Below are 20,331 nucleotides of genomic sequence, written 5' to 3' on the forward strand. Positions count from 1 at the left end.
AATCGGCGATTTACAGCAGGTGTTTCACGCCGTCTTTTTCGCCTTCGAGCTCGGCCAGGGTCTTGTTGATGCACTCTTGCGAGAATGCATCGATCTCCAGACCTTCAACGACCGTGTACTCGCCATTGGCGCAAGTCACAGGGAAGCCGAACATGGTGTCTTTCGGAATGCCATACCAGCCTTGCGAAGGAATGCCCATGGTGACCCACTCGCCGTTGGTGCCCAAGGCCCAATCGCGCATGTGGTCGATGGCAGCGTTGGCGGCCGATGCGGCCGAGGACAGGCCACGCGCTTCAATGATGGCAGCGCCACGCTTGCCAACGGTGGGCAAGAAGGTGTTGGCGTTCCATTCCTGGTCGTTGATCATGTCTTTCACCGAGGCGCCATCGATGGTGGCGAAGCGGTAGTCGGCGTACATGGTGGGCGAGTGGTTGCCCCACACGGCCAGCTTCTTGATCGCGGACACAGCCTTGCCGGTCTTGGCGGCAATCTGGCTGGCGGCGCGGTTGTGGTCCAGACGCAGCATGGCGGTGAAGTTGCCTGGCTTCAGATCAGGCGCGCTCTTCATGGCAATGTAAGCGTTGGTGTTGGCGGGGTTGCCCACGACCAGCACCTTGACGTCGCGACTGGCCACAGCGTTCAGGGCCTTGCCCTGTGCGGTGAAAATCTGGCCGTTGATGGCCAGCAGCTCGGCGCGCTCCATGCCGGCTTTGCGGGGCATGGAACCAACCAGCAGGGCGTAATCGGTGTCTTTGAAGGCGGTCATCGGATCGCTGTGGGCCTCCATGCCGACCAGCAACGGGAATGCGCAGTCTTCCAGTTCCATCATCACGCCCTTGAGCGCTTTTTGGGGGCCATCAACCGGCACTTCCAGCAATTGCAGGATCACGGGCTGGTCTTTGCCCAACATTTCGCCCGAGGCGATGCGGAACAACAGGGCGTAACCGATTTGACCGGCGGCGCCGGTGACGGCAACGCGAACAGGCTTCTTGCTCATGGTGAAAACTCCAGAAAAAGACGGAAATAAAGACGGGGCGAAAGACCCCTAGAACGGACCAGAAACCCCAGGGCATACCCGCAAAAACAGGTTCCAGCTCAGCCTTCAAGTGTACCCTCGTAAACCCGAACTCGTCAATTTGTCTTATGTCTTATATAAGATATGATTGCACCCTTGCAACGGCTGTCGACCAGACAGTTTTGCGTCAGCATCCGAGTGCTCCGAATTCCCATGGCCACCCCCTCCACACCCCCTGCCGACCACCCGCCCTCCGAAGGGCGGAGTGGCGCTGACGCGGGTGCCGACGGGTCCCCGCCGAGCAGCCTGGCTCCCGCCTTCAGCCCGCTGTACCAGCAAATCAAAAGCCTGATTCTGCGCAGCCTGCAGGCCGGCGAATGGAAACCGGGAGACACCATTCCCAGCGAGCTGGAGCTGGCAGCACGGTTCAAAGTCAGCCAAGGCACGGTGCGCAAAGCCATAGATGAGCTGGCCAACGACAACCTCGTGGTGCGCCGCCAAGGCAAGGGTACCTTTGTGGCCACCCATGCCGAACAGCACATCCAATACCGCTTCTTGCGCCTGTTGCCCGACAGCGGCTCACTGAAAACCCAAGGTCCCGCCGAGCGCCGCATCATCGAATGCCGGCGACTCAGAGCGCCCGCCGACGTGGCCAGGCAACTGGGGCTGCGCTCTGGCGACAGCGTCTTGCAGGTGCGCCGGGTACTTTCTTTCTCTTCAACGCCGGCCATCCTGGAGGACATCTGGTTGCCAGGTGCCACCTTCAAAGGACTCACACTGGAAACACTGGCCCACGACAAAGGGCCGATGTATGCCCTGTTCGAGGCCCAATTCGGCGTGCGCATGGTTCGCGCAGTGGAAACACTCAAAGCGGTCAGCGCTGACGCCGAAATGGCCGCGCTGCTAGCGATCCAGCCAGGCCACCCCCTTTTAAGCGTGGAACGGTTGGCCTACACCTACAACGACGTACCCATGGAGTTGCGTCGCGGCCTTTACCTCACCGAATCCCGGCATTACCACAACGAGTTGAGCTAAACCCATGCTTGGAACGTTCGCGACTGCCTGCTCAGCATTTTCGAAAGCGTGTGCCCAGGGTGTCAGGCTCCGGTATGCTGCGTTGCAATAGAATTTAACGTTCCGCGCATCGGGTTACCAGCGCGTTACTCCCTTCCTCCCCAGCCTCCTCTCATTGGAAGAAAGCACCACCATGACCGAGTTGACCAAAAAGCGGCCAGAGTTCCGCAACATCAACGCCTTCAAAGACCTGACCACCTACCGCTTGCCGCTGGCGGGCTGGGTGTCGATCCTGCACCGCGTCAGCGGGCTGCTGATGTTCCTGCTGCTGCCGCTGATCGTCTGGTTGTTCGACACTTCGGTATCTTCCGAAATCTCGTTTGACCGCTTCAGTGCAGCCTTTTCAGCCGGCATTGGTTTTGTGCCCGGCTGGCTGTTCAAGCTGGTGGTGCTTGCCATCATCTGGGCCTATTTGCACCACCTGATTGCAGGTGTTCGCCACCTCTATATGGACGCCCGCCACGCCGTCACCAAAGAATTTGGCAAGTCTTCCGCCATCGTCACGCTGGTCTTGAGCATCGGCCTCACGCTGATTCTCGGCGCCAAGCTCTTCGGTCTCTATTAATAAGCCCAACAAGAGGAACGCAAACCATGTCTGTCAACTACGGATCCAAGCGCGTCGTCACTGGCGCCCACTACGGCGTGCGCGACTGGCTCGCCCAGCGCGTCACTGCCGCTCTTATGGCGTTGTTCACGCTGATCGTGCTGGCGCAAGTCATCTTCAGCAGTGGCCCCATCGGCTACGAGACCTGGGCCGGCATCTTCGCCGCCCAATGGATGAAGGCACTGACCTTCGCGATTTTTGTGGCGCTGGCCTACCACGTGTGGATCGGCATGCGCGATATCTGGATGGACTACGTCAAGCCTGCAGGCATCCGCCTTGCGCTGCACGTATTCACCATCGTCTGGCTCGTTGCCTGCCTGGGCTGGGCTGTTCAAGTTCTCTGGAGACTCTGAAGTCATGACCGCAACCGCAAATCTCCCCAAACGTCAATTTGACGTCGTCATCGTCGGCGCCGGCGGCTCCGGCATGCGCGCCTCGCTTCAACTGGCGCGCGCTGGCCTGAAAGTGGCCGTGCTGTCGAAAGTGTTCCCCACCCGCTCGCACACCGTTGCAGCGCAAGGCGGCGTGTCCGCTTCGCTGGGCAACATGAGCGAAGACAATTGGCACTACCATTTCTACGACACCATCAAAGGTTCCGATTGGCTGGGCGACCAGGACGCCATCGAGTTCATGTGCCGCGAGGCGCCGAAAGTCGTGTACGAACTCGAACACTTCGGCATGCCTTTTGACCGCAACCCGGATGGCACGATTTACCAGCGCCCCTTCGGCGGCCACACCGCCAACTACGGCGAAAAGCCCGTGCAACGCGCCTGCGCCGCAGCCGACCGCACTGGCCACGCCATGTTGCATACGCTCTACCAGCAAAACGTTGAAGCCAAAACCACGTTCTTCGTGGAATGGATGGCCCTCGATTTGATCGGCGACGCCGATGGCAACGTGCTCGGCGTGACGGCGCTGGAAATGGAAACCGGCGAAACCTACATTCTGGAAGCCAAGCAGACTTTGCTGGCAACAGGTGGCGCAGGCCGCATCTTTGGTGCATCCACCAATGCCTTCATCAACACCGGTGATGGCCTGGGCATGGCAGCCCGTGCGGGTATCCCGCTGCAAGACATGGAATTCTGGCAATTCCACCCCACCGGCGTGGCCGGCGCGGGCGTGTTGCTGACTGAAGGCTGCCGAGGCGAAGGCGCCATTCTGCTGAACAGCGAAGGCGAACGTTTCATGGAGCGCTATGCGCCCACCTTGAAAGATTTGGCTCCTCGCGACTTCGTGTCGCGTTGCATGGACCAGGAAATCAAGGAAGGCCGCGGCTGTGGCCCGAACAAAGACTTCATCTTCATGAAGCTCGATCACCTCGGCGCTGAAACCATCCACAAGCGCCTGCCCTCGGTGTACGAAATCGGGGTTAACTTCGCCAACGTGGACATCACGCGCGAGCCCATTCCGGTCGTGCCCACCATTCACTACCAGATGGGTGGCATCCCCACCAACATCAACGGCCAGGTCGTCATACCCGACGGCAATGGCGCTCAAAAAGTGGTCAGCGGCTTGTACGCTGTGGGCGAATGCGCTTGCGTGAGCGTGCACGGCGCCAACCGTCTGGGCACCAACTCGCTGCTTGACTTGCTGGTGTTTGGCCGCGCGGCCGGCAACCACATCGTTGAAACAAACGACAAAGCCGTCAACCACAAGCCACTGCCTGCGGACGCAGCTGACAAAACCTTGGCCCGCCTGGCACGACTGGACAACTCGACCGATGGCGAATACGCACAAGATGTGGCCAATGACATGCGTGCGGTGATGCAGCAACACGCTGGCGTGTTCCGCACCCAGGCCATCCTTGACGAGGGCGTGACAAAAATAAACGCCCTGCGTGAGCGCGTGGCCAACATCACGCTGAAAGACAAGTCCAAGATATTCAACACCGCACGCATCGAAGCGCTTGAAGTTGACAACCTGATGGAAGCCGCCCAGGCCACCATGACCTCGGCCGCTGCCCGCAAAGAATGCCGCGGCGCGCACACCGTGAACGACTACGAGCGCCCAGCCGATGACGCCGAGTTCCCGCTGGGTCGCAACGACAAAGAGTGGATGAAGCACACCCTTTGGGACAGCGCAACCAACAGCCTGTCATACAAACCCGTCAATTTGAAGCCCCTGACCGTGGAGTCGGTGCCGCCGAAGGTTCGCACCTTCTAACAGCCCCCTATTCCGCACCACGACGCACGGAGAAAAACACCATGGCACTTCGCACATTCAAGATCTACCGCTACGACCCCGAAAAGGACGCCAAACCCTATATGCAGACCATCGAGGTTGAACTCGACGGCCACGAACGCATGCTGCTGGACGCTCTGGGCAAACTGAAAAAGGTCGACCCCACCATCTCTTTTCGCCGCTCCTGCCGCGAAGGCGTTTGCGGCTCTGATGCAATGAACATCAACGGCAAGAATGGTCTGGCCTGCCTGACCAATATGAACACCTTGCCCGGCGTCATCACATTGAAGCCCCTGCCTGGCCTGCCGGTGGTGCGCGATCTGATCGTAGACATGACGCTGTTTTTCAAGCAGTACAACAGCATCAAGCCTTACCTGATCAACAACGACCCTGCGCCGATGACCGAGCGCCTGCAAAGCCCGGAAGAGCGAGACGAACTGAATGGCCTGTACGAGTGCATTCTGTGCGCCAGCTGCTCCACCAGTTGCCCCAGCTTCTGGTGGAACCCCGACAAGTTCGTGGGTCCTGCCGGTTTGCTGCAGGCCTACCGCTTCATCGCCGACAGCCGTGACCAGGCCACCAGCGAACGCCTGGACAACCTGGAAGATCCCTACCGCCTGTTTCGCTGCCATACCATCATGAACTGCGTTGATGTATGCCCCAAGGGGCTGAATCCCACCAAGGCAATCGGCAAGATCAAGGAAATGATGGTGATGCGCGCTATTTGAGCGTTTCACACGATCTCCCATGAACGCCACTGTCACGGATACCCTGCTCGACGAACGCGCTTTGAGCAAACTGCGCTGGCGCTGCCGCCGTGGATTGCTCGAAAACGATTTGTTCATCGAGAAGTTCTTTGCCCGGCACGCTTCTGGCTTGACTGTCAGACAGGCCGAAGGTCTGGCCGTTTTAATGGACCTTTCTGACAACGATCTGCTGGATCTGTTGCTCGGAAGAAAAGAGCCCCAGGGCGAACTGGCCCAAAAAGACGTCACGCACGTGTTGGGTATGCTGCGCGCAGCCCGACTTCCCCTACAAGACATCCTTTGAAGGAACCCGTATGAAACTCGCAGACAACAAAGCCACCCTGTCGTTCTCCAACGGCAGCCCCAGCGTAGAAATGCCTGTGTACTCGGGCAGCATTGGCCCCGATGTGGTCGACATTCGCAAGCTGTACGCACAGACGGGCATGTTCACCTATGACCCTGGTTTTCTGTCCACGTCGGCCTGCCAGTCGGCCATCACTTACATCGATGGCGACAAAGGTGAACTGCTGTACCGCGGCTACCCCATCGAGCAGCTCGCCACGAACTGTGACTACCTCGATACCTGTTTCCTGTTGCTCAAAGGCGACCTGCCCAGCGCCACTGAAAGTGCTGACTTTCACAAGCTCGTGGCCCAGCACACCATGGTCAACGAGCAGATGCAGTTCTTCCTGCGCGGTTTCCGCCGTGATGCCCATCCCATGGCCATCCTGACCGGATTGGTCGGCGGCATGTCGGCCTTCTACCACGACAGCACCGACATCAACAATCCTGAGCACCGTGAAATCGCCGCGATCCGCCTGATCGCCAAGATGCCTACGCTTGTCGCCATGGCCTACAAGTACAAAGTGGGCCAGCCCTACATGTACCCACAGAACAACCTGAGCTACGCCGGCAATTTCATGCGCATGATGTTCGGCACGCCTTGCGAAGAATACGTGGTCAACCCGGTGATCGAGCGTGCGCTGGACCGCATCTTCATCCTGCATGCCGACCACGAGCAAAACGCGTCCACTTCGACCGTGCGCCTGTGCGCCTCCTCGGGCACCAACCCGTTTGCCGCGATTTCCGCCGGCGTGGCCTGCCTGTGGGGCCCTGCCCATGGCGGTGCCAACGAAGCCTGCCTGAACATGCTGGAAACCATCCAGGCCCAGGGCGGCGTGGCCAAGGTCGGTGAGTTCATGGAACAGGTCAAAGACAAAAGCTCCGGCGTCAAGCTGATGGGCTTCGGTCACCGCGTCTACAAGAACTACGATCCCCGCGCCAAGCTGATGCAGGAAACCTGCGACGAAGTGCTGAAAGAACTGGGCCTGGAAAACGATCCATTGTTCAAGCTCGCCAAGGCGCTGGAAAAAATCGCCCTGGAAGATGACTACTTCGTCTCCCGCAAGCTGTACCCCAACGTCGATTTCTACTCCGGCATCGTGCAGCGCGCCATCGGTATTCCCGTGAACCTGTTCACCGGCGTGTTCGCTTTGGCCCGTACCGTGGGCTGGATCGCCCAGCTCAACGAAATGATTGGAGACCCTGAGTACAAGATCGGCCGCCCACGCCAGCTCTTCACCGGCTCCGAGCGCCGCGATGTAAAGCCACGCTGATCGGACTGCGGCAACCACCGCAAGACCAGACAGCCTGAACCCGCCCGGCCGAATGCCCGGCGGGTTTTCATTTGGCGGGCACAGCCTTCTCCAAATACGAAGGACAAAAGCATCACAAGGGTGGAAAATGAGCAGCTCATCGCCAAGCACGATGAGTAAACCATGAACACCCCTGACCGCGCCTTCACCCGTCGCATCGACCTCACCTCGCTACAGCTCTTCGTGGCGGTGTGCGAGCGCGGCAGCATTGGCAAAGCGGCGGAACAAGAGTTTCTGGCGACATCGGCCGTGAGCAAGCGGCTCTCCGATCTCGAAGCCACGGTCGGCAGCAGCCTGCTCTACCGCACCGCTCGTGGCGCCACGCCAACGCCCGCTGGCCAAAGCCTGCTGCACCATGCGCGATCGGTGCTGTTCAGCCTCGACAAAATGCAGGGCGAACTCTCAGAATACGCCGATGGCGTGCGCGGCCATGTGCGGATGCACGCCAACATTTCGGCCATTGTTCAATTCCTGCCCGAAGACCTCGGTACCTTCGTTCGCCAGCATGGGCAGATCAAGATCGATCTGGAAGAACACCTGTCCAACGAAGTTATCCGAGCGGTGCACGAGGGTGCTGCCGATTTGGGCATCTGCCACGCTGGCGCTTCCAGCCAGATCACTGGCCTGCAAACCCGCCCATACCGCCAGGATCACCTCGCCCTGGTGATGCCCAGCAACCACCCGCTGGCTGACCGCAAGCAATTGGCCTTTGCCGACAGCCTGGACTGGGACCACGTCGGCCTGCATGCCAACAGCTCCATCTACCTCGCGATGCACGCCGCGGCCGCCGAAGCCGGGCGCGGAATCCGCTTGCGCATCCGAGTCACGGGGCTGGACGCTATGTGCCGCATGATCCACAACGGCCTGGGTGTGGGCCTGATGCCGCGCCGCGCTTTCGAGCTGATGCACGGCGTCGGCGACCTCGCCTGCGTGCCCTTGAGCGACACCTGGGCACACCGCCAGATCGACCTCATCGCCCGAGATTTTTCCTCCCTGCCCGTCACGGCCCGACTGCTGGTGAGCCACCTGAGCGAGCAAGCCGGCCAACGCACCGAACCCACATCCCCCTAAAATCTCCGCAACCGCAAAGGAAACCACGACCATGGGACGCACCCTCTACGACAAGATCTGGGACGAACACGTCGTCCACACCGAAGAAGACGGCACCTCGGTGCTCTACATCGACCGCCATCTGGTGCACGAAGTCACCAGCCCCCAAGCCTTTGAAGGACTGCGCGAAGCGGGTCGCAAGGTCTGGCGCGTGAGCTCCATCGTGGCCACCGCCGACCACAACACCCCGACCACGGGCTGGGAACTGGGCTACGACGGCATCACCGACCCCATCAGCAAAGAGCAGATCGTCACCCTGGACAAAAACATCGGTGAGTTCGGCGCTGCAGCGTTCTTTCCCTTCATGTCCAAGCGCCAGGGCATCGTGCACGTCATCGGCCCCGAAAACGGCGCCACCCTGCCGGGCATGACCGTCGTCTGCGGCGACAGCCACACCTCGACGCATGGCGCGTTCGGTGCGCTCGCCCACGGCATCGGCACCAGCGAAGTCGAACACGTGATGGCCACGCAAACCCTGCTGGCCAAGAAGGCCAAGAACATGCTGGTGAAGGTCGAAGGCAAGTTGGGCAACGGCGTCACCGCCAAAGACATCGTGCTGGCCATCATTGGCAAGATCGGCACCGCCGGCGGCACCGGCTACACCATTGAATTCGGCGGCAGCGCCATCAGGGCCCTGAGCATGGAAGGCCGCATGACGGTCTGCAACATGGCCATCGAAGGCGGCGCGCGCGCAGGTTTGGTGGCGGTCGACGAAAAGACCATCGAATACGTCAAGGGCCGCCCGTTGTCCCCCACCGGCGTGGAGTGGGACCAGGCCGTGGCCTACTGGAAAGGCCTGCAATCCGACGTCGATGCGGAGTTCGACGCCGTGGTCGAACTCGACGCGACCCAGATCGTGCCCCAAGTCACCTGGGGCACCTCGCCCGAGATGGTGCTCGGCGTGGACGCACGCGTGCCCGACCCTGAAAAGGAAAAGGACAGCAACAAGCGCGGAGCCATCGAACGCGCGCTGACCTACATGGCGCTCGAACCCGGCAAAGCCCTCAACGACATCTTTGTCGACAAGGTGTTCATCGGTTCCTGCACCAACAGCCGCATCGAAGACATGCGCGAAGCCGCGGCCATCGTGAAAAAGCTGGGCCAGAAAGTGGCCAAGAACGTCAAGCTGGCCATGGTGGTGCCCGGCTCGGGCCTGGTGAAAGAGCAGGCCGAGCGCGAAGGCTTGCACGAGATTTTCAAAGCAGCCGGCTTCGAGTGGCGCGAACCCGGCTGCTCCATGTGCCTGGCCATGAATGCGGACCGCTTGGAGCCCGGCGAACGTTGCGCCTCAACCAGCAACCGCAACTTCGAAGGCCGCCAAGGCGCTGGTGGGCGCACCCACCTCGTTTCGCCCGCCATGGCCGCCGCCGCCGCCGTGCACGGTCATTTTGTTGACGTGCGCCAGTTCGCCTGAAGGAAGGAATCCCCGACATGAACAAGTTCACCATCCTCAAGGGCGTGGTCGCCCCCATGGACCGCGAGAACGTCGACACCGACGCCATCATCCCCAAACAATTTCTGAAGTCCATCCGCAAAACCGGCTTTGGACCCAACCTGTTTGACGAATGGCGCTACCTCGACAAAGGCGAACCCGGCGAAGACGTCAGCAAGCGCAAACCCAACCCCGACTTCGTGCTGAACCAGCCCCGCTATGCCGGCGCATCCATCCTGCTGGCTCGCAAGAACTTCGGCTGCGGATCCAGCCGCGAACACGCGCCCTGGGCCATCGAACAATACGGGTTCCGAGCACTGATCGCTCCCAGCTACGCCGACATCTTTTTTAACAACTGCTTCAAAAACGGCATCTTGCCCATCGTCTTGCCCGATGCTCAAGTCGCGCAACTGTTCGACGAAGTAGCGGCCTTCCCCGGCTACGAACTCACCATCGATCTGGAGCGCCAGTTGATCGTGAAAGCCCAGGGCGACGAACTTCCGTTCGATGTGCAGGCCTTCCGCAAATTCTGTCTGATCAATGGCCTTGACGACATCGGACTGACGCTGCGCCACAAAGACAAGATCGCGGCGTTTGAAACGGAACGCCTGGCCAGGAAACCCTGGCTTGCGCACACGATGTAAGCGCCTCCTCCCCATCAACCTGGAGGCTCGATGTCAAACAATTCAGCGTTCGCAAATCTTCCTGCTCCGCCCTACTATGTGGTCGTTTTCACTTCTCAACGGACTTCAGGCGAAAACGGCTATGACACGACTGCCGACAGAATGGTCGAACTGGCCCAAAGCCAACCCGGCTTTCTCGGCATCGAAAGCGCCCGCTCAGAGGGCGGTTTCGGCATCACCACTTCATACTGGACAAACGAATCAAGCATCCGAGCCTGGAAGCAACAAGCCGAACACCGAATTGCCCAGGAAAAGGGGAAAGAACGCTGGTACGAGCACTTCGAAATCCGCATTGCCAAGGTGGAACGGGCGTACGGCCAGCAACAACAAGGCAATCCCTGAGTCATGCAACTTCAGTACTGAAATCGCCGTGAACAGGCTTGATCTGACCACCGCTTCGCAGCTTCTGCCAACCGCTTGGCGATCCATGATCGCCGCCCACGTGGGTGTGTCCAGATCAAGATTTTTCATGAGAATGTCAACGCACGATCTGAGCAAACCCACGCATTCGATGAGGCGCTGCTTGTCATCGACGGCGTGATCAATCCAAATTTGTGTGGCCAAGTTGAGTCGATCAAGGCCTGTCAGGTGTATACCGAGACCGCAGACCTTCCGTATGCTGTTACTCCTGGCAACCACGGCTCCCTGGTCACTATCGATCGTTAATCCTCTCTAAGTGAATCCCATGAAAATCGCAGTACTCCCCGGTGATGGCATTGGCACCGAAATCGTCGCCGAAGCGGTCAAGGTGCTTGACGCGCTCAACCTCCCCTTCAAAATGGAATCCGCACTCGTCGGCGGCGCAGCTTACGACGCCCATGGCCACCCGCTGCCGCCCGCCACGCTCAAACTCGCCAAAGACTCCGACGCTATTCTTTTTGGCGCTGTCGGCGACTGGAAATACGACAAGCTCGATCGCCCCCTGCGCCCCGAGCAGGCCATTCTGGGTCTGCGCAAGGAGCTGGGCCTGTTCGCCAACTTCCGCCCGGCCATTTGCTACGAACAGCTGGTAGGTGCGTCCAGCCTCAAGCCTGAGCTGATCGCAGGCCTCGACATTCTCATCATCCGTGAGCTGACCGGTGACATCTACTTCGGCCAGCCACGCGGCCGCCGCATCGCCACCGATGGGCATTTCCCCGGTGCCGAAGAGGCGTTTGACACCATGCGCTACGCCAGGCCCGAGATCGAGCGCATTGCCCACGTGGCTTTCCAGGCTGCGCGCAAGCGCAACAAGAAGGTCACCAGCGTGGACAAAGCCAACGTGCTGGAAACCTTTCAGTTCTGGAAAGACGTGGTGACCGAAGTGCACACCGAGTACCCCGATGTGGAGCTGCAGCACATGTATGTGGACAACGCCGCCATGCAACTGGTGAAAGCGCCCAAGGCGTTTGACGTGGTCGTCACCGGCAACATGTTCGGCGACATCCTGAGCGATGAGGCCTCCATGCTCACAGGCTCCATCGGCATGCTGCCCTCGGCCAGCCTCAACAGCAAGGGCCAAGGCCTGTACGAGCCCAGCCACGGCAGTGCACCCGACATCGCCGGCAAAGGCATCGCCAACCCACTGGCCACCATCCTGAGCGCGGCCATGATGTTGCGCTTCAGCCTGAATCAGGAAGCATCGGCGCAACGCATCGAAGCTGCGGTGCAAAAAGTCTTGGCGCAGGGGCTTCGCACGGTGGATATCTACAGCGAAGGCACCACCAAGGTCAGCACCCGGGAAATGGGCGACGCCGTGGTCGCAGCGCTCAAGGCCTGATCTGCTGAAGATTTCGAATCCACAAAAAGGGCCGCTGAATCAGCGGCCCTTTTTTCATCCACCGCAGTCCGTAAGCCAGCCTCAAGGCCAAGCCCTATAATTGTGCCCATGTTTGCCGCCCGCCCGTTCCCGCTGAACACGACACCTGCCGCCCAGGCATGTGTGGCTGCGCGCGCAATCAACACCATTAAAACCACGACCATTAAGGGCTGATCCAGCTCCGGTTCGTCGTGCGCCCTCCCTGGCCAGACGAGCCGGGGCAAGACAGTCTGGTCTGGACCGTTTTCTTCATCTGAAAGGGCATTGAAATGAGCAAGTTGGTAGGTTTGGTCGGCTGGCGCGGTATGGTTGGCTCGGTGTTGATGGATCGCATGATCGAAGAGAAAGACTTCGACCTGATTGAGCCTCTGTTTTTCTCCACTTCCAACGCCGGCGGCAAAGCCCCGGCCATGGCGAAAAACGAAACCACGCTGCAAGACGCACACAACATCGACGCACTCAAGCGCTGCGAGATCATCATCACCGCCCAGGGCGGCGACTACACCAGCGAAGTGTTCCCCAAGCTGCGCGCGGCTGGCTGGAACGGCCACTGGATCGATGCAGCCTCGACCTTGCGCATGGAAAAAGACGCGGTCATCGTTCTGGACCCGGTCAACATGCCGGTGATCAAAGATGCGCTGGCCAACGGCGGCAAAAACTGGGTGGGCGGCAACTGCACGGTCAGCTGCATGCTGATGGGCGTGGGCGCGTTGTACAAAGCGGGTTTGGTCGAGTGGATGTCCACCCAGACCTACCAGGCTGCTTCCGGCGGCGGCGCACAGCACATGCGCGAACTGCTCACCCAATATGGCACGCTGAACGCCGAAGTGAAATCGCTGCTGGACGACCCCAAGAGCGCCATCCTGGAAATTGATCGCAAGGTGATCGCCAAACAGCGCAGTCTCTCGGCGGCTGAAACGGCCAACTTCGGCGTGCCACTTGGCGGTTCATTGATCCCCTGGATTGACAAAGACCTGGGCGATGGCATGTCGAAAGAAGAGTGGAAAGGCATGGCCGAAACCAACAAGATTCTTGGCATGGGCGAAGCATCTGGCTCGGCAGCGATTCCGGTCGACGGCTTCTGCGTGCGCGTCGGCGCCATGCGCTGCCACAGCCAGGCGCTGACCTTCAAACTCAAGAAAGACGTACCCCTGGCCGATATTGAAGCCATGATTGCCGCTGACAACCCATGGGCCAAAGTGGTGCCCAACACCCGCGAAGCAACGGTCAAAAACCTGACGCCTGTGGCGGTCACCGGCACCATGACGATCCCAGTGGGGCGTATCCGAAAACTGGCCATGGGTCCGGACTATGTGGGGGCATTCACCATCGGCGATCAGTTGCTTTGGGGCGCTGCAGAACCACTTCGCCGCATGCTCCGGATCCTGCTCGGGGCATAAAAATAGCAACATTGTGGGATTTACCCCCCACAATGCCGGCTATTCCACGTTGTCATTTGCCAACAACATGGTCCACTTAACGCAACAGCGTTGGGCCAGATGAAACTCATCCGAGTTCTTAGCTTGTCACTGTAATGCGTTGATGTTAAGGTCAATTCTCGGTTTTTTACGTCGAGGTCTACGTGCCAATTTCCACCCGCCTTCTCCCACACCACACAGTCCGCTCTGAACATGGAGACACGGGTACAAAAGGGCTTGCGCGGTTACATGCCGTGGCCGCCGCAGCGCTCCTGTGCACTGGCATGTTGCAAATCTCAGATGCGCATGCATTGGCACTGGGTCGCATGATCGTTCAATCGCCCCTTGGCGAACCACTTCGAGCAGAGGTGGAGGTGCTAGAGATCACCAGCGAAGAGGCTGACAACCTGAAGGTGGGTCTCGGCCCATTGGCAGCGTTCAAAGCCGCAGGTATGGAGTTCAACGCTGCCTTGGTGGACTTGCGGGTTTCCCTGGAGCGCCGCGCAAATGGCGGTGCCTTCTTGCGACTGACGGGCAACCGTCCCGTCAATGAGCCCTTCATGGACATGGTGCTTGAAGCGAGCTGGAAGTCGGGACGGGTAGCTCGCGATTACACGCTGCTGTTCGACCCCCCCAAATTGCGCCAGCCATCACCCGCGCCTTTGGCCGCGGCCGTCGAAGCCCAGCCCGCTTCAGCACCAGCGCCTGGCGCCAGCGCCGAAAAATCACCGGCCCCCGCCACTGTGGTGCCGGCTGCACCTGCAACCGTGCAAGCGCCGGTCGCCAAACCCCCTGCCGCGCCTGCTTCGAAACCAGCACCCGCCGCTGTGCCCACCGCAGCGCGCAACGACCGCTTGCGCGTTCAACGTGGCGACACCGCAGGGGGCATCGCGCTAGAGAACCTGCCTGCAAACGTCTCGCTGGACCAGATGCTTGTGGCCATGTTGCGAACCAACCCACGCGCATTCATCAAAGGCAACGTCAACCGCGTCAAAGCGGGTGCCGTGCTGACACTTCCTGACGAAAATACCGCATCGTCAGTGTCCGCTGGAGAGGCCCGCCAGATCATCTCGGCACAGAGCCGCGACTTCAATGAGTTCCGTCGCCGTCTCGCAAACCAAGTGCCTCAGGCGCCCGCGGCAACGGCCGAACGAGAAGCCACAGGCCAGATCCAGGCGGAAGTCAAAGAACAGAAACCTGCAGTTGAAGCCCAAGACAAGCTAACCATTTCCAAAGGCGCTGCTGCAGCCGGTCAATCCGCGGCAGAAGACAAGATCGCCAAAGAACGTGCCGCCAAAGAAGCCGCCGATCGCACCGCTGAGCTGACGCGAAACATAGAGGAACTATCAAAGGTCGGCAAGGAAACGGTTGCTGCAGGCAGCGTGGCCCCAACGGCAACTGCAACGGTCCCCACCGAAGAGCCTCAAGCGACCGTGGCAAGCGTTACAGCCGATACCACAGCGGTGCCGGCGGAGCAAAAACCAGACGAAACCACGGCCGTCGAGGCCCCTGTGGTGCAACCCGCTCCGGCGGCTGAAGTGGCACCTGTGCCACCGCCAGCCCCTGTCGTGGCGGCCCCTCAGGAAGAAGCGTCTTTCCTGAATCGATTGCTTGAGAACCCCATGGTCATGCCCGTCGCGGGTGGCCTGTTGGCGCTGCTCGCCGGTTTGGGTATCTATGGCTTGAGCCGCCGCAAGAAAGCCGCTGGCGTGGACAGCTCTTTCCTGGAAAGCCGCCTGCAACCTGACTCGTTCTTTGGCTCAAGTGGTGGTCAACGCATCGACACCAGCGAGGCTGCGGCTTCTGGCTCGTCCATGGTGTATTCGCCCAGCCAGCTCGATGCAGCAGGCGATGTGGATCCAGTGGCAGAAGCCGATGTGTACCTCGCCTATGGACGCGACCTTCAAGCGGAAGAGATTCTCAAAGAAGCCATGCGCAGCACCCCAACGCGCGTCGCCATTCACAACAAGCTGCTGGAAATCTACGCCAAACGCCGCGATGCCAAGGCTTTCGAGGTGGTTGCCACAGAAGCTTTCGGACTGACCCAGGGCGAAGGCAGCGAGTGGGAGCATGCCTGTGAGTTGGGCAAGGAGCTTGATCCCACCAACCCGCTGTACCAGCCGGGTGGGCGCCCTCCAGAGAAACCGGGAGTGCCCGCTGGCAGCGCTGGAGCCGCCGCTTTCGGCGTCAGCACGCTCACCCAGAACACCAAGCCTGGCTACAACCCCAGTGTTCCGGCAGATTTGGACTTTGATCTGGATCTGGATCTGGATCAACCATCTCAGCCGGCTGACATTTCCATTGGCGGCTCTCCCCTTTCTGGCCTCGACGACCTGGATCAAACCGACGCGCTGACCAGCACACCCGCACCAGAAGTACTCGGTGCTACGGCCGCCAATTCAGAGCCAATGGCGTTTGACCTGGACTTTCCATCAGAGCCGATGCCTCTGTCCTCTCCAGCATCTGACCAAGCATCTTTGGACGCAGATGAGGCCGGTTCAACCCCATCCACGTTTGACGAAGCTGAGGTCATTCCTGATTTCGACCTCATCTCCAAAGCGGATGCACCACCCAGCGTTGCAGCAGAGCTGTCCGGGAAAGCCGACTCGGAAGACCTGATGTCCTTTGATTTGAACGATATCAAGCTTGATTTGAATGCTGAGGAAACGTCCACCACCGAAGCCGGTGCCCTGAGCGACGAAAATCCCCTCGAGACCAAGCTGTCGCTGGCTGAAGAATTCCGGGCCATCGGTGATTTGGAAGGCGCACGCTCACTCGCCGAAGAGGTGATGGTGGAAGCCAAAGGGGCGCTGAAATCCAAGGTCTCCGCGTTCCTGGCAGACCTCGCTTGATGGCGCTCCATTGACCAAACCAACGCCTGCACCGCTGGCCACCCCGAACGCCCGCCTGGAAGTGCCCCAAGCGGGCGTTTTCCGTTGTGCGCTGGGCGTCAGCTACAACGGCAACCACTATCAGGGCTGGCAAAGCCAGGCCAGCGGCTTGACCATTCAGGACAAGCTCGAGCGCGCACTGGCCCAGTTCACCGCGCTGCCCAAAATCACGACGCTGTGCGCCGGACGCACCGACTCGGGCGTTCACGGACTGATGCAGGTGGTGCACTTTGATTGCCCAGTGCAACGCGATGAAATGGCCTGGATGCGTGGTACCAACCGCTATTTGCCGGACGACATTGCCGTGCAGTGGGCCCGCGACGTGAGCCCGGGCTTCCACGCTCGAGGCAGTGCGCTGTCGCGCCGATACGCCTACGTGCTGCTGGAATCACCGGTGCGCCCCAGTGTGGACGCAGGCAAAGTCGGCTGGGTATTTCGCCCCATGCAACTGGAGCCCATGCTGCTGGCGGCCCAAGCCTTGCTGGGCGAACACGATTTCACGTCATTCCGCGCCGCGCAATGCCAGGCCCATTCCCCTGTGAAAAACCTGATGCGGGCAGACATCGCCCGCCGAGGGGCCTACTGGCGGTTCGAATTTGAAGCCAGTGCCTTCCTCCATCACATGATCCGCAACATCATGGGCTGCCTGATCGCCATCGGCACCGCTCAACGGCCGCCCTCCTGGATGGCCGAGGTCATCGAGGCCCGCAGCCGGGATGCAGCAGCGCCCACATTTTCGCCCGATGGCCTGTATTTTCTTGGCCCTACCTACGATCCGGCACTCGGCCTGCCCGACCGCACCCCCGGCTTTGACTGGTTACCATGAGCAACCGAGGCAGCGAACCATCGTCGCCTCGCCCAACACGCCGCTCTCATGGATTTCAAAACACCCCACCGCACCCGGATCAAGATCTGTGGACTGACTCGCGAAGCCGATATTGACGCTGCCGTTCAAGCCGGGGCTGACGCGATCGGTTTCGTGCTCTACCCCAAGAGTCCGCGTTTTGTATCGCCCGAACGCGCCGCGGCGCTCGCAGCCCGGTTGCCCGCCTTTGTCACGCCCGTCCTGCTTTTCGTCAATGCCAGCCCCGAATTCATCGCCCAAGGCATCCAGGCGGTGCCCCACGCCTTGTTGCAGTTCCATGGTGACGAAACACCGGCCGACTGCGTGGCGAGCGGACGCCCGTTCATCCGAGCAGCACGAATTCCCACAGGCGACGCCGGGGCGGCCTTTGATCTTCTAAAATACGCCCAAGACTTCGCCGCCGCCCAAGCCATCCTTCTGGATGCCCATGTGGATGGGTACGGTGGTGGAGGCCAATCATTTGACTGGACAGCATTCCCTTGGTCACACCCTCTTCTAAACGCAGGCTATCGCCTCGTCTTGTCTGGTGGACTCGACGCAGCCAACGCGATCGATGGCATCTCGCGTGTGCGGCCCTGGGCCGTTGATGTGAGTTCCGGGGTTGAGGTGTCAAAAGGCATCAAAGACCACGAGAAGATCCATCGATTTGTCGCCGCTGTTCGAGCGGCCGACGCCTCCCCCTCCTGTCCAGCCTGATGGCCCCTTTGGGGCACAGGCGGACCCACTGGAATCCACCACCCCATGTCTCAATACCAACAACCCGACGCCCGCGGCCATTTCGGCATTTATGGTGGCAGCTTCGTGAGCGAAACGCTCACGCACGCCATCAATGAGCTCAAAGACGCCTACGCCAAGTACCAAAACGACCCTGAGTTCATCGCCGAATTCAGAAGTGAACTCGCCCATTTCGTGGGTCGCCCCAGCCCGGTTTACCACGCCGCCCGCATGAGCCGTGAACAGGGCGGCGCGCAGATATTCTTGAAGCGCGAAGACCTGAACCACACCGGCGCCCACAAAGTCAACAACACCATTGGCCAAGCCATGCTCGCCAAGCGCATGGGCAAGCCGCGCATCATTGCTGAAACCGGCGCCGGACAGCACGGCGTGGCCACCGCCACCATCTGCGCCCGCTATGGGCTGGAATGCGTGGTCTACATGGGCAGCGAAGACGTCAAACGCCAGAGTCCCAACGTCTACCGCATGAAACTGCTGGGCGCTACCGTGGTACCGGTCGAGAGCGGCAGCAAGACGCTGAAAGACGCACTCAACGAAGCCATGCGCGACTGGGTCGCCAACGTGGACAACACTTTCTACATCATCGGCACCGTGGCTGGGCCGCATCCCTACCCCATGATGGTGCGCGATTTCCAGCGCGTGATCGGTGACGAATGCCTGGTGCAAATGCCCGAGATGCTCAAAGCTGCCGGTTGCGCCACCGAGCAACCGGACGCGGTGGTGGCCTGCGTGGGAGGTGGGTCCAACGCCATGGGCATTTTCTACCCCTATATTGACCACACCACCACCCGCCTGATCGGCGTGGAAGCCGCTGGCGAAGGGTTGGAGAGCGGGAAACATTCGGCCTCGCTGCAAAAAGGCAGCCCCGGCGTGCTCCATGGCAACCGGACCTACGTGCTGCAAGACGACAACGGCCAGGTCACCGAAACACACAGCGTGAGTGCTGGCCTGGATTATCCCGGCGTTGGTCCTGAACACGCATTCCTCAAAGACATCGGCCGCGCGGAATACGTGGGCATTACCGACAGCGAAGCACTGGAAGCCTTCCATTACCTTTGCCGCACCGAAGGCATCATCCCGGCCCTCGAATCCAGCCACGCCGTGGCCTATGCGATGAAGCTGGCAAGGAACATGCGCCCCGACCAATCCATCCTCGTCAACCTCTCCGGCCGAGGCGACAAAGACATTGGCACCGTTGCCGACCTGTCCAAAGCCGATTTTTATTGCCGACCCAGTTGCAAAGGCCAATCGGTCAAAGGTGGCGCTGAGAACGTGGTTGTGAAAGTATCCAAATGAGCCGCATCGAAACCACCTTCAGCGCCCTGAAAGCGCAAAACCGCAAAGCCCTGATCCCATTCGTCACGGCCGGCTTCCCTTTTGCCAACATCACGCCCGATCTCATGCACGGCATGGTGGAAGGCGGCGCTGACGTCATCGAGCTCGGTGTACCATTTTCTGATCCATCGGCTGATGGCCCGGTCATCCAGAAGGCCGGCGACCGCGCACTGGCGCTGGGCATTGGCCTGGTGCAAATCATCGCCATGGTGAAAAAGTTTCGCGAGGGGAACAACACCACGCCAGTGGTTTTGATGGGCTATGCGAATCCAATCGAGCGCTACGACCAGAAACACGGGGAAGGCCGATTCGTAAGCGATGCCTCAGCAGCGGGCGTGGACGGCGTGCTGGTCGTCGACTACCCACCAGAAGAATGCGAAGCCTTCGCCACTGAGCTCCGTGCCCACAACATGGACCTGATCTTCTTGCTTGCCCCCACATCGACCGATGAGCGCATGCAACAAGTGGCACAGGTGGCCAGTGGCTATGTTTACTATGTGTCGCTCAAGGGCGTCACAGGCGCCGGCACGCTGGACGTGGGACAGGTCGAGGCCATGCTGCCCCGAATTCGGACCCATGTGAGCGTGCCTGTGGGGGTGGGTTTCGGCATTCGCGATGCGGAAACCGCCAAGGCCATCAGCAAGACCGCCGACGCGGTGGTGATCGGCAGCAAGATCATTCAATTGATTGAAAATGAACCCCACGAAAAAGTCATTGCGGTAGCAACCAGCTTCCTGCGCACCATACGAAAAGCGCTGGACGCATAATCCCGTCAAAAGGGGTCCTTGG

19 protein-coding genes are annotated in these 20,331 nt (G+C 60.2%); 18 read left to right on the forward strand and 1 reads right to left on the reverse strand.

Features of this window, described 5'->3' with window-relative positions; all coding sequences use genetic code 11:
• Window positions 1–10 precede the first annotated feature (10 nt).
• Entirely contained in the window at window positions 11–997 is a 987-nt protein-coding gene (locus LPB072_RS16625) for a malate dehydrogenase (RefSeq protein ID WP_066086223.1), read from the reverse strand.
• Between the two features lie 231 nt (window positions 998–1,228).
• On the opposite strand from LPB072_RS16625, the gene LPB072_RS16630 reads away from it, so the two are divergent.
• The 18 genes from LPB072_RS16630 to trpA all read left to right on the forward strand — a co-directional run bounded on the left by LPB072_RS16630 (window position 1,229) and on the right by trpA (window position 20,309).
• Window positions 1,229–2,050, forward strand: a complete 822-nt coding sequence (locus LPB072_RS16630) for a GntR family transcriptional regulator (RefSeq protein WP_082876739.1) — start codon at window positions 1,229–1,231, stop codon at window positions 2,048–2,050.
• 172 nt (window positions 2,051–2,222) lie between these two features.
• Window positions 2,223–2,654, forward strand: coding sequence for a succinate dehydrogenase, cytochrome b556 subunit (sdhC, locus tag LPB072_RS16635; protein ID WP_066086442.1), 432 nt, complete (start codon window positions 2,223–2,225; stop codon window positions 2,652–2,654).
• Between the two features lie 26 nt (window positions 2,655–2,680).
• Window positions 2,681–3,046, forward strand: a complete 366-nt coding sequence (gene sdhD, locus LPB072_RS16640; RefSeq protein WP_066086221.1) for a succinate dehydrogenase, hydrophobic membrane anchor protein — start codon at window positions 2,681–2,683, stop codon at window positions 3,044–3,046.
• A 4-nt stretch (window positions 3,047–3,050) separates the two neighbouring features.
• The gene (gene sdhA, locus LPB072_RS16645) at window positions 3,051–4,856 is read left to right on the forward strand and encodes a succinate dehydrogenase flavoprotein subunit (RefSeq protein ID WP_066086218.1); all 1,806 of its coding nucleotides are present in this window, start codon (window positions 3,051–3,053) and stop codon (window positions 4,854–4,856) included.
• 41 nt (window positions 4,857–4,897) lie between these two features.
• Window positions 4,898–5,602 carry a succinate dehydrogenase iron-sulfur subunit gene (locus LPB072_RS16650; RefSeq protein ID WP_066086214.1) on the forward strand — a complete coding sequence of 235 codons (705 nt, stop codon included), beginning with the start codon at window positions 4,898–4,900 and terminating at the stop codon, window positions 5,600–5,602.
• Window positions 5,603–5,621: 19 nt separating this feature from the next.
• Window positions 5,622–5,924, forward strand: coding sequence for an FAD assembly factor SdhE (locus LPB072_RS16655; RefSeq protein ID WP_066086211.1), 303 nt, complete (start codon window positions 5,622–5,624; stop codon window positions 5,922–5,924).
• Between the two features lie 10 nt (window positions 5,925–5,934).
• The gene (locus LPB072_RS16660) at window positions 5,935–7,236 is read left to right on the forward strand and encodes a citrate synthase (protein ID WP_066086208.1); all 1,302 of its coding nucleotides are present in this window, start codon (window positions 5,935–5,937) and stop codon (window positions 7,234–7,236) included.
• A gap of 162 nt (window positions 7,237–7,398) precedes the next feature.
• Complete coding sequence (locus tag LPB072_RS16665; protein WP_066086205.1) at window positions 7,399–8,346, forward strand: LysR substrate-binding domain-containing protein; 948 nt, start codon at window positions 7,399–7,401, stop codon at window positions 8,344–8,346.
• Window positions 8,347–8,377: 31 nt separating this feature from the next.
• Window positions 8,378–9,799 carry a 3-isopropylmalate dehydratase large subunit gene (leuC, locus tag LPB072_RS16670; protein WP_066086201.1) on the forward strand — a complete coding sequence of 474 codons (1,422 nt, stop codon included), beginning with the start codon at window positions 8,378–8,380 and terminating at the stop codon, window positions 9,797–9,799.
• Between the two features lie 17 nt (window positions 9,800–9,816).
• On the forward strand, window positions 9,817–10,461 hold the full coding sequence (leuD, locus tag LPB072_RS16675) for a 3-isopropylmalate dehydratase small subunit (protein WP_066086199.1): 645 nt from the start codon (window positions 9,817–9,819) through the stop codon (window positions 10,459–10,461).
• Window positions 10,462–10,491: 30 nt separating this feature from the next.
• Window positions 10,492–10,842, forward strand: a complete 351-nt coding sequence (locus LPB072_RS23230) for an antibiotic biosynthesis monooxygenase family protein (RefSeq protein ID WP_066086196.1) — start codon at window positions 10,492–10,494, stop codon at window positions 10,840–10,842.
• Window positions 10,843–11,185: 343 nt separating this feature from the next.
• Window positions 11,186–12,259, forward strand: coding sequence for a 3-isopropylmalate dehydrogenase (leuB, locus tag LPB072_RS16685; protein WP_066086187.1), 1,074 nt, complete (start codon window positions 11,186–11,188; stop codon window positions 12,257–12,259).
• Between the two features lie 308 nt (window positions 12,260–12,567).
• Window positions 12,568–13,698, forward strand: coding sequence for an aspartate-semialdehyde dehydrogenase (gene asd / locus LPB072_RS16690; RefSeq protein ID WP_066086183.1), 1,131 nt, complete (start codon window positions 12,568–12,570; stop codon window positions 13,696–13,698).
• Window positions 13,699–14,000: 302 nt separating this feature from the next.
• A complete protein-coding gene (locus LPB072_RS16695; RefSeq protein WP_082876751.1) occupies window positions 14,001–16,568 on the forward strand; it encodes a FimV/HubP family polar landmark protein in 2,568 nt (855 codons plus the stop codon).
• A 61-nt stretch (window positions 16,569–16,629) separates the two neighbouring features.
• Entirely contained in the window at window positions 16,630–17,433 is an 804-nt protein-coding gene (gene truA, locus LPB072_RS16700; protein ID WP_066086436.1) for a tRNA pseudouridine(38-40) synthase TruA, read from the forward strand.
• A 48-nt stretch (window positions 17,434–17,481) separates the two neighbouring features.
• Window positions 17,482–18,168, forward strand: a complete 687-nt coding sequence (locus tag LPB072_RS16705) for a phosphoribosylanthranilate isomerase (RefSeq protein WP_066086177.1) — start codon at window positions 17,482–17,484, stop codon at window positions 18,166–18,168.
• Window positions 18,169–18,213: 45 nt separating this feature from the next.
• A complete protein-coding gene (gene trpB / locus LPB072_RS16710) occupies window positions 18,214–19,503 on the forward strand; it encodes a tryptophan synthase subunit beta (protein ID WP_066086173.1) in 1,290 nt (429 codons plus the stop codon).
• On the forward strand, window positions 19,500–20,309 hold the full coding sequence (gene trpA / locus LPB072_RS16715) for a tryptophan synthase subunit alpha (RefSeq protein WP_066086171.1): 810 nt from the start codon (window positions 19,500–19,502) through the stop codon (window positions 20,307–20,309). The genes trpB and trpA overlap by 4 nt, the downstream gene beginning before the upstream one ends.
• The last annotated feature ends 22 nt before the right edge of the window (window positions 20,310–20,331 follow it).

The sequence above is a fragment of the Hydrogenophaga crassostreae genome, from assembly GCF_001761385.1.
In the GTDB taxonomy this organism is placed as follows: domain Bacteria; phylum Pseudomonadota; class Gammaproteobacteria; order Burkholderiales; family Burkholderiaceae_C; genus Hydrogenophaga; species Hydrogenophaga crassostreae.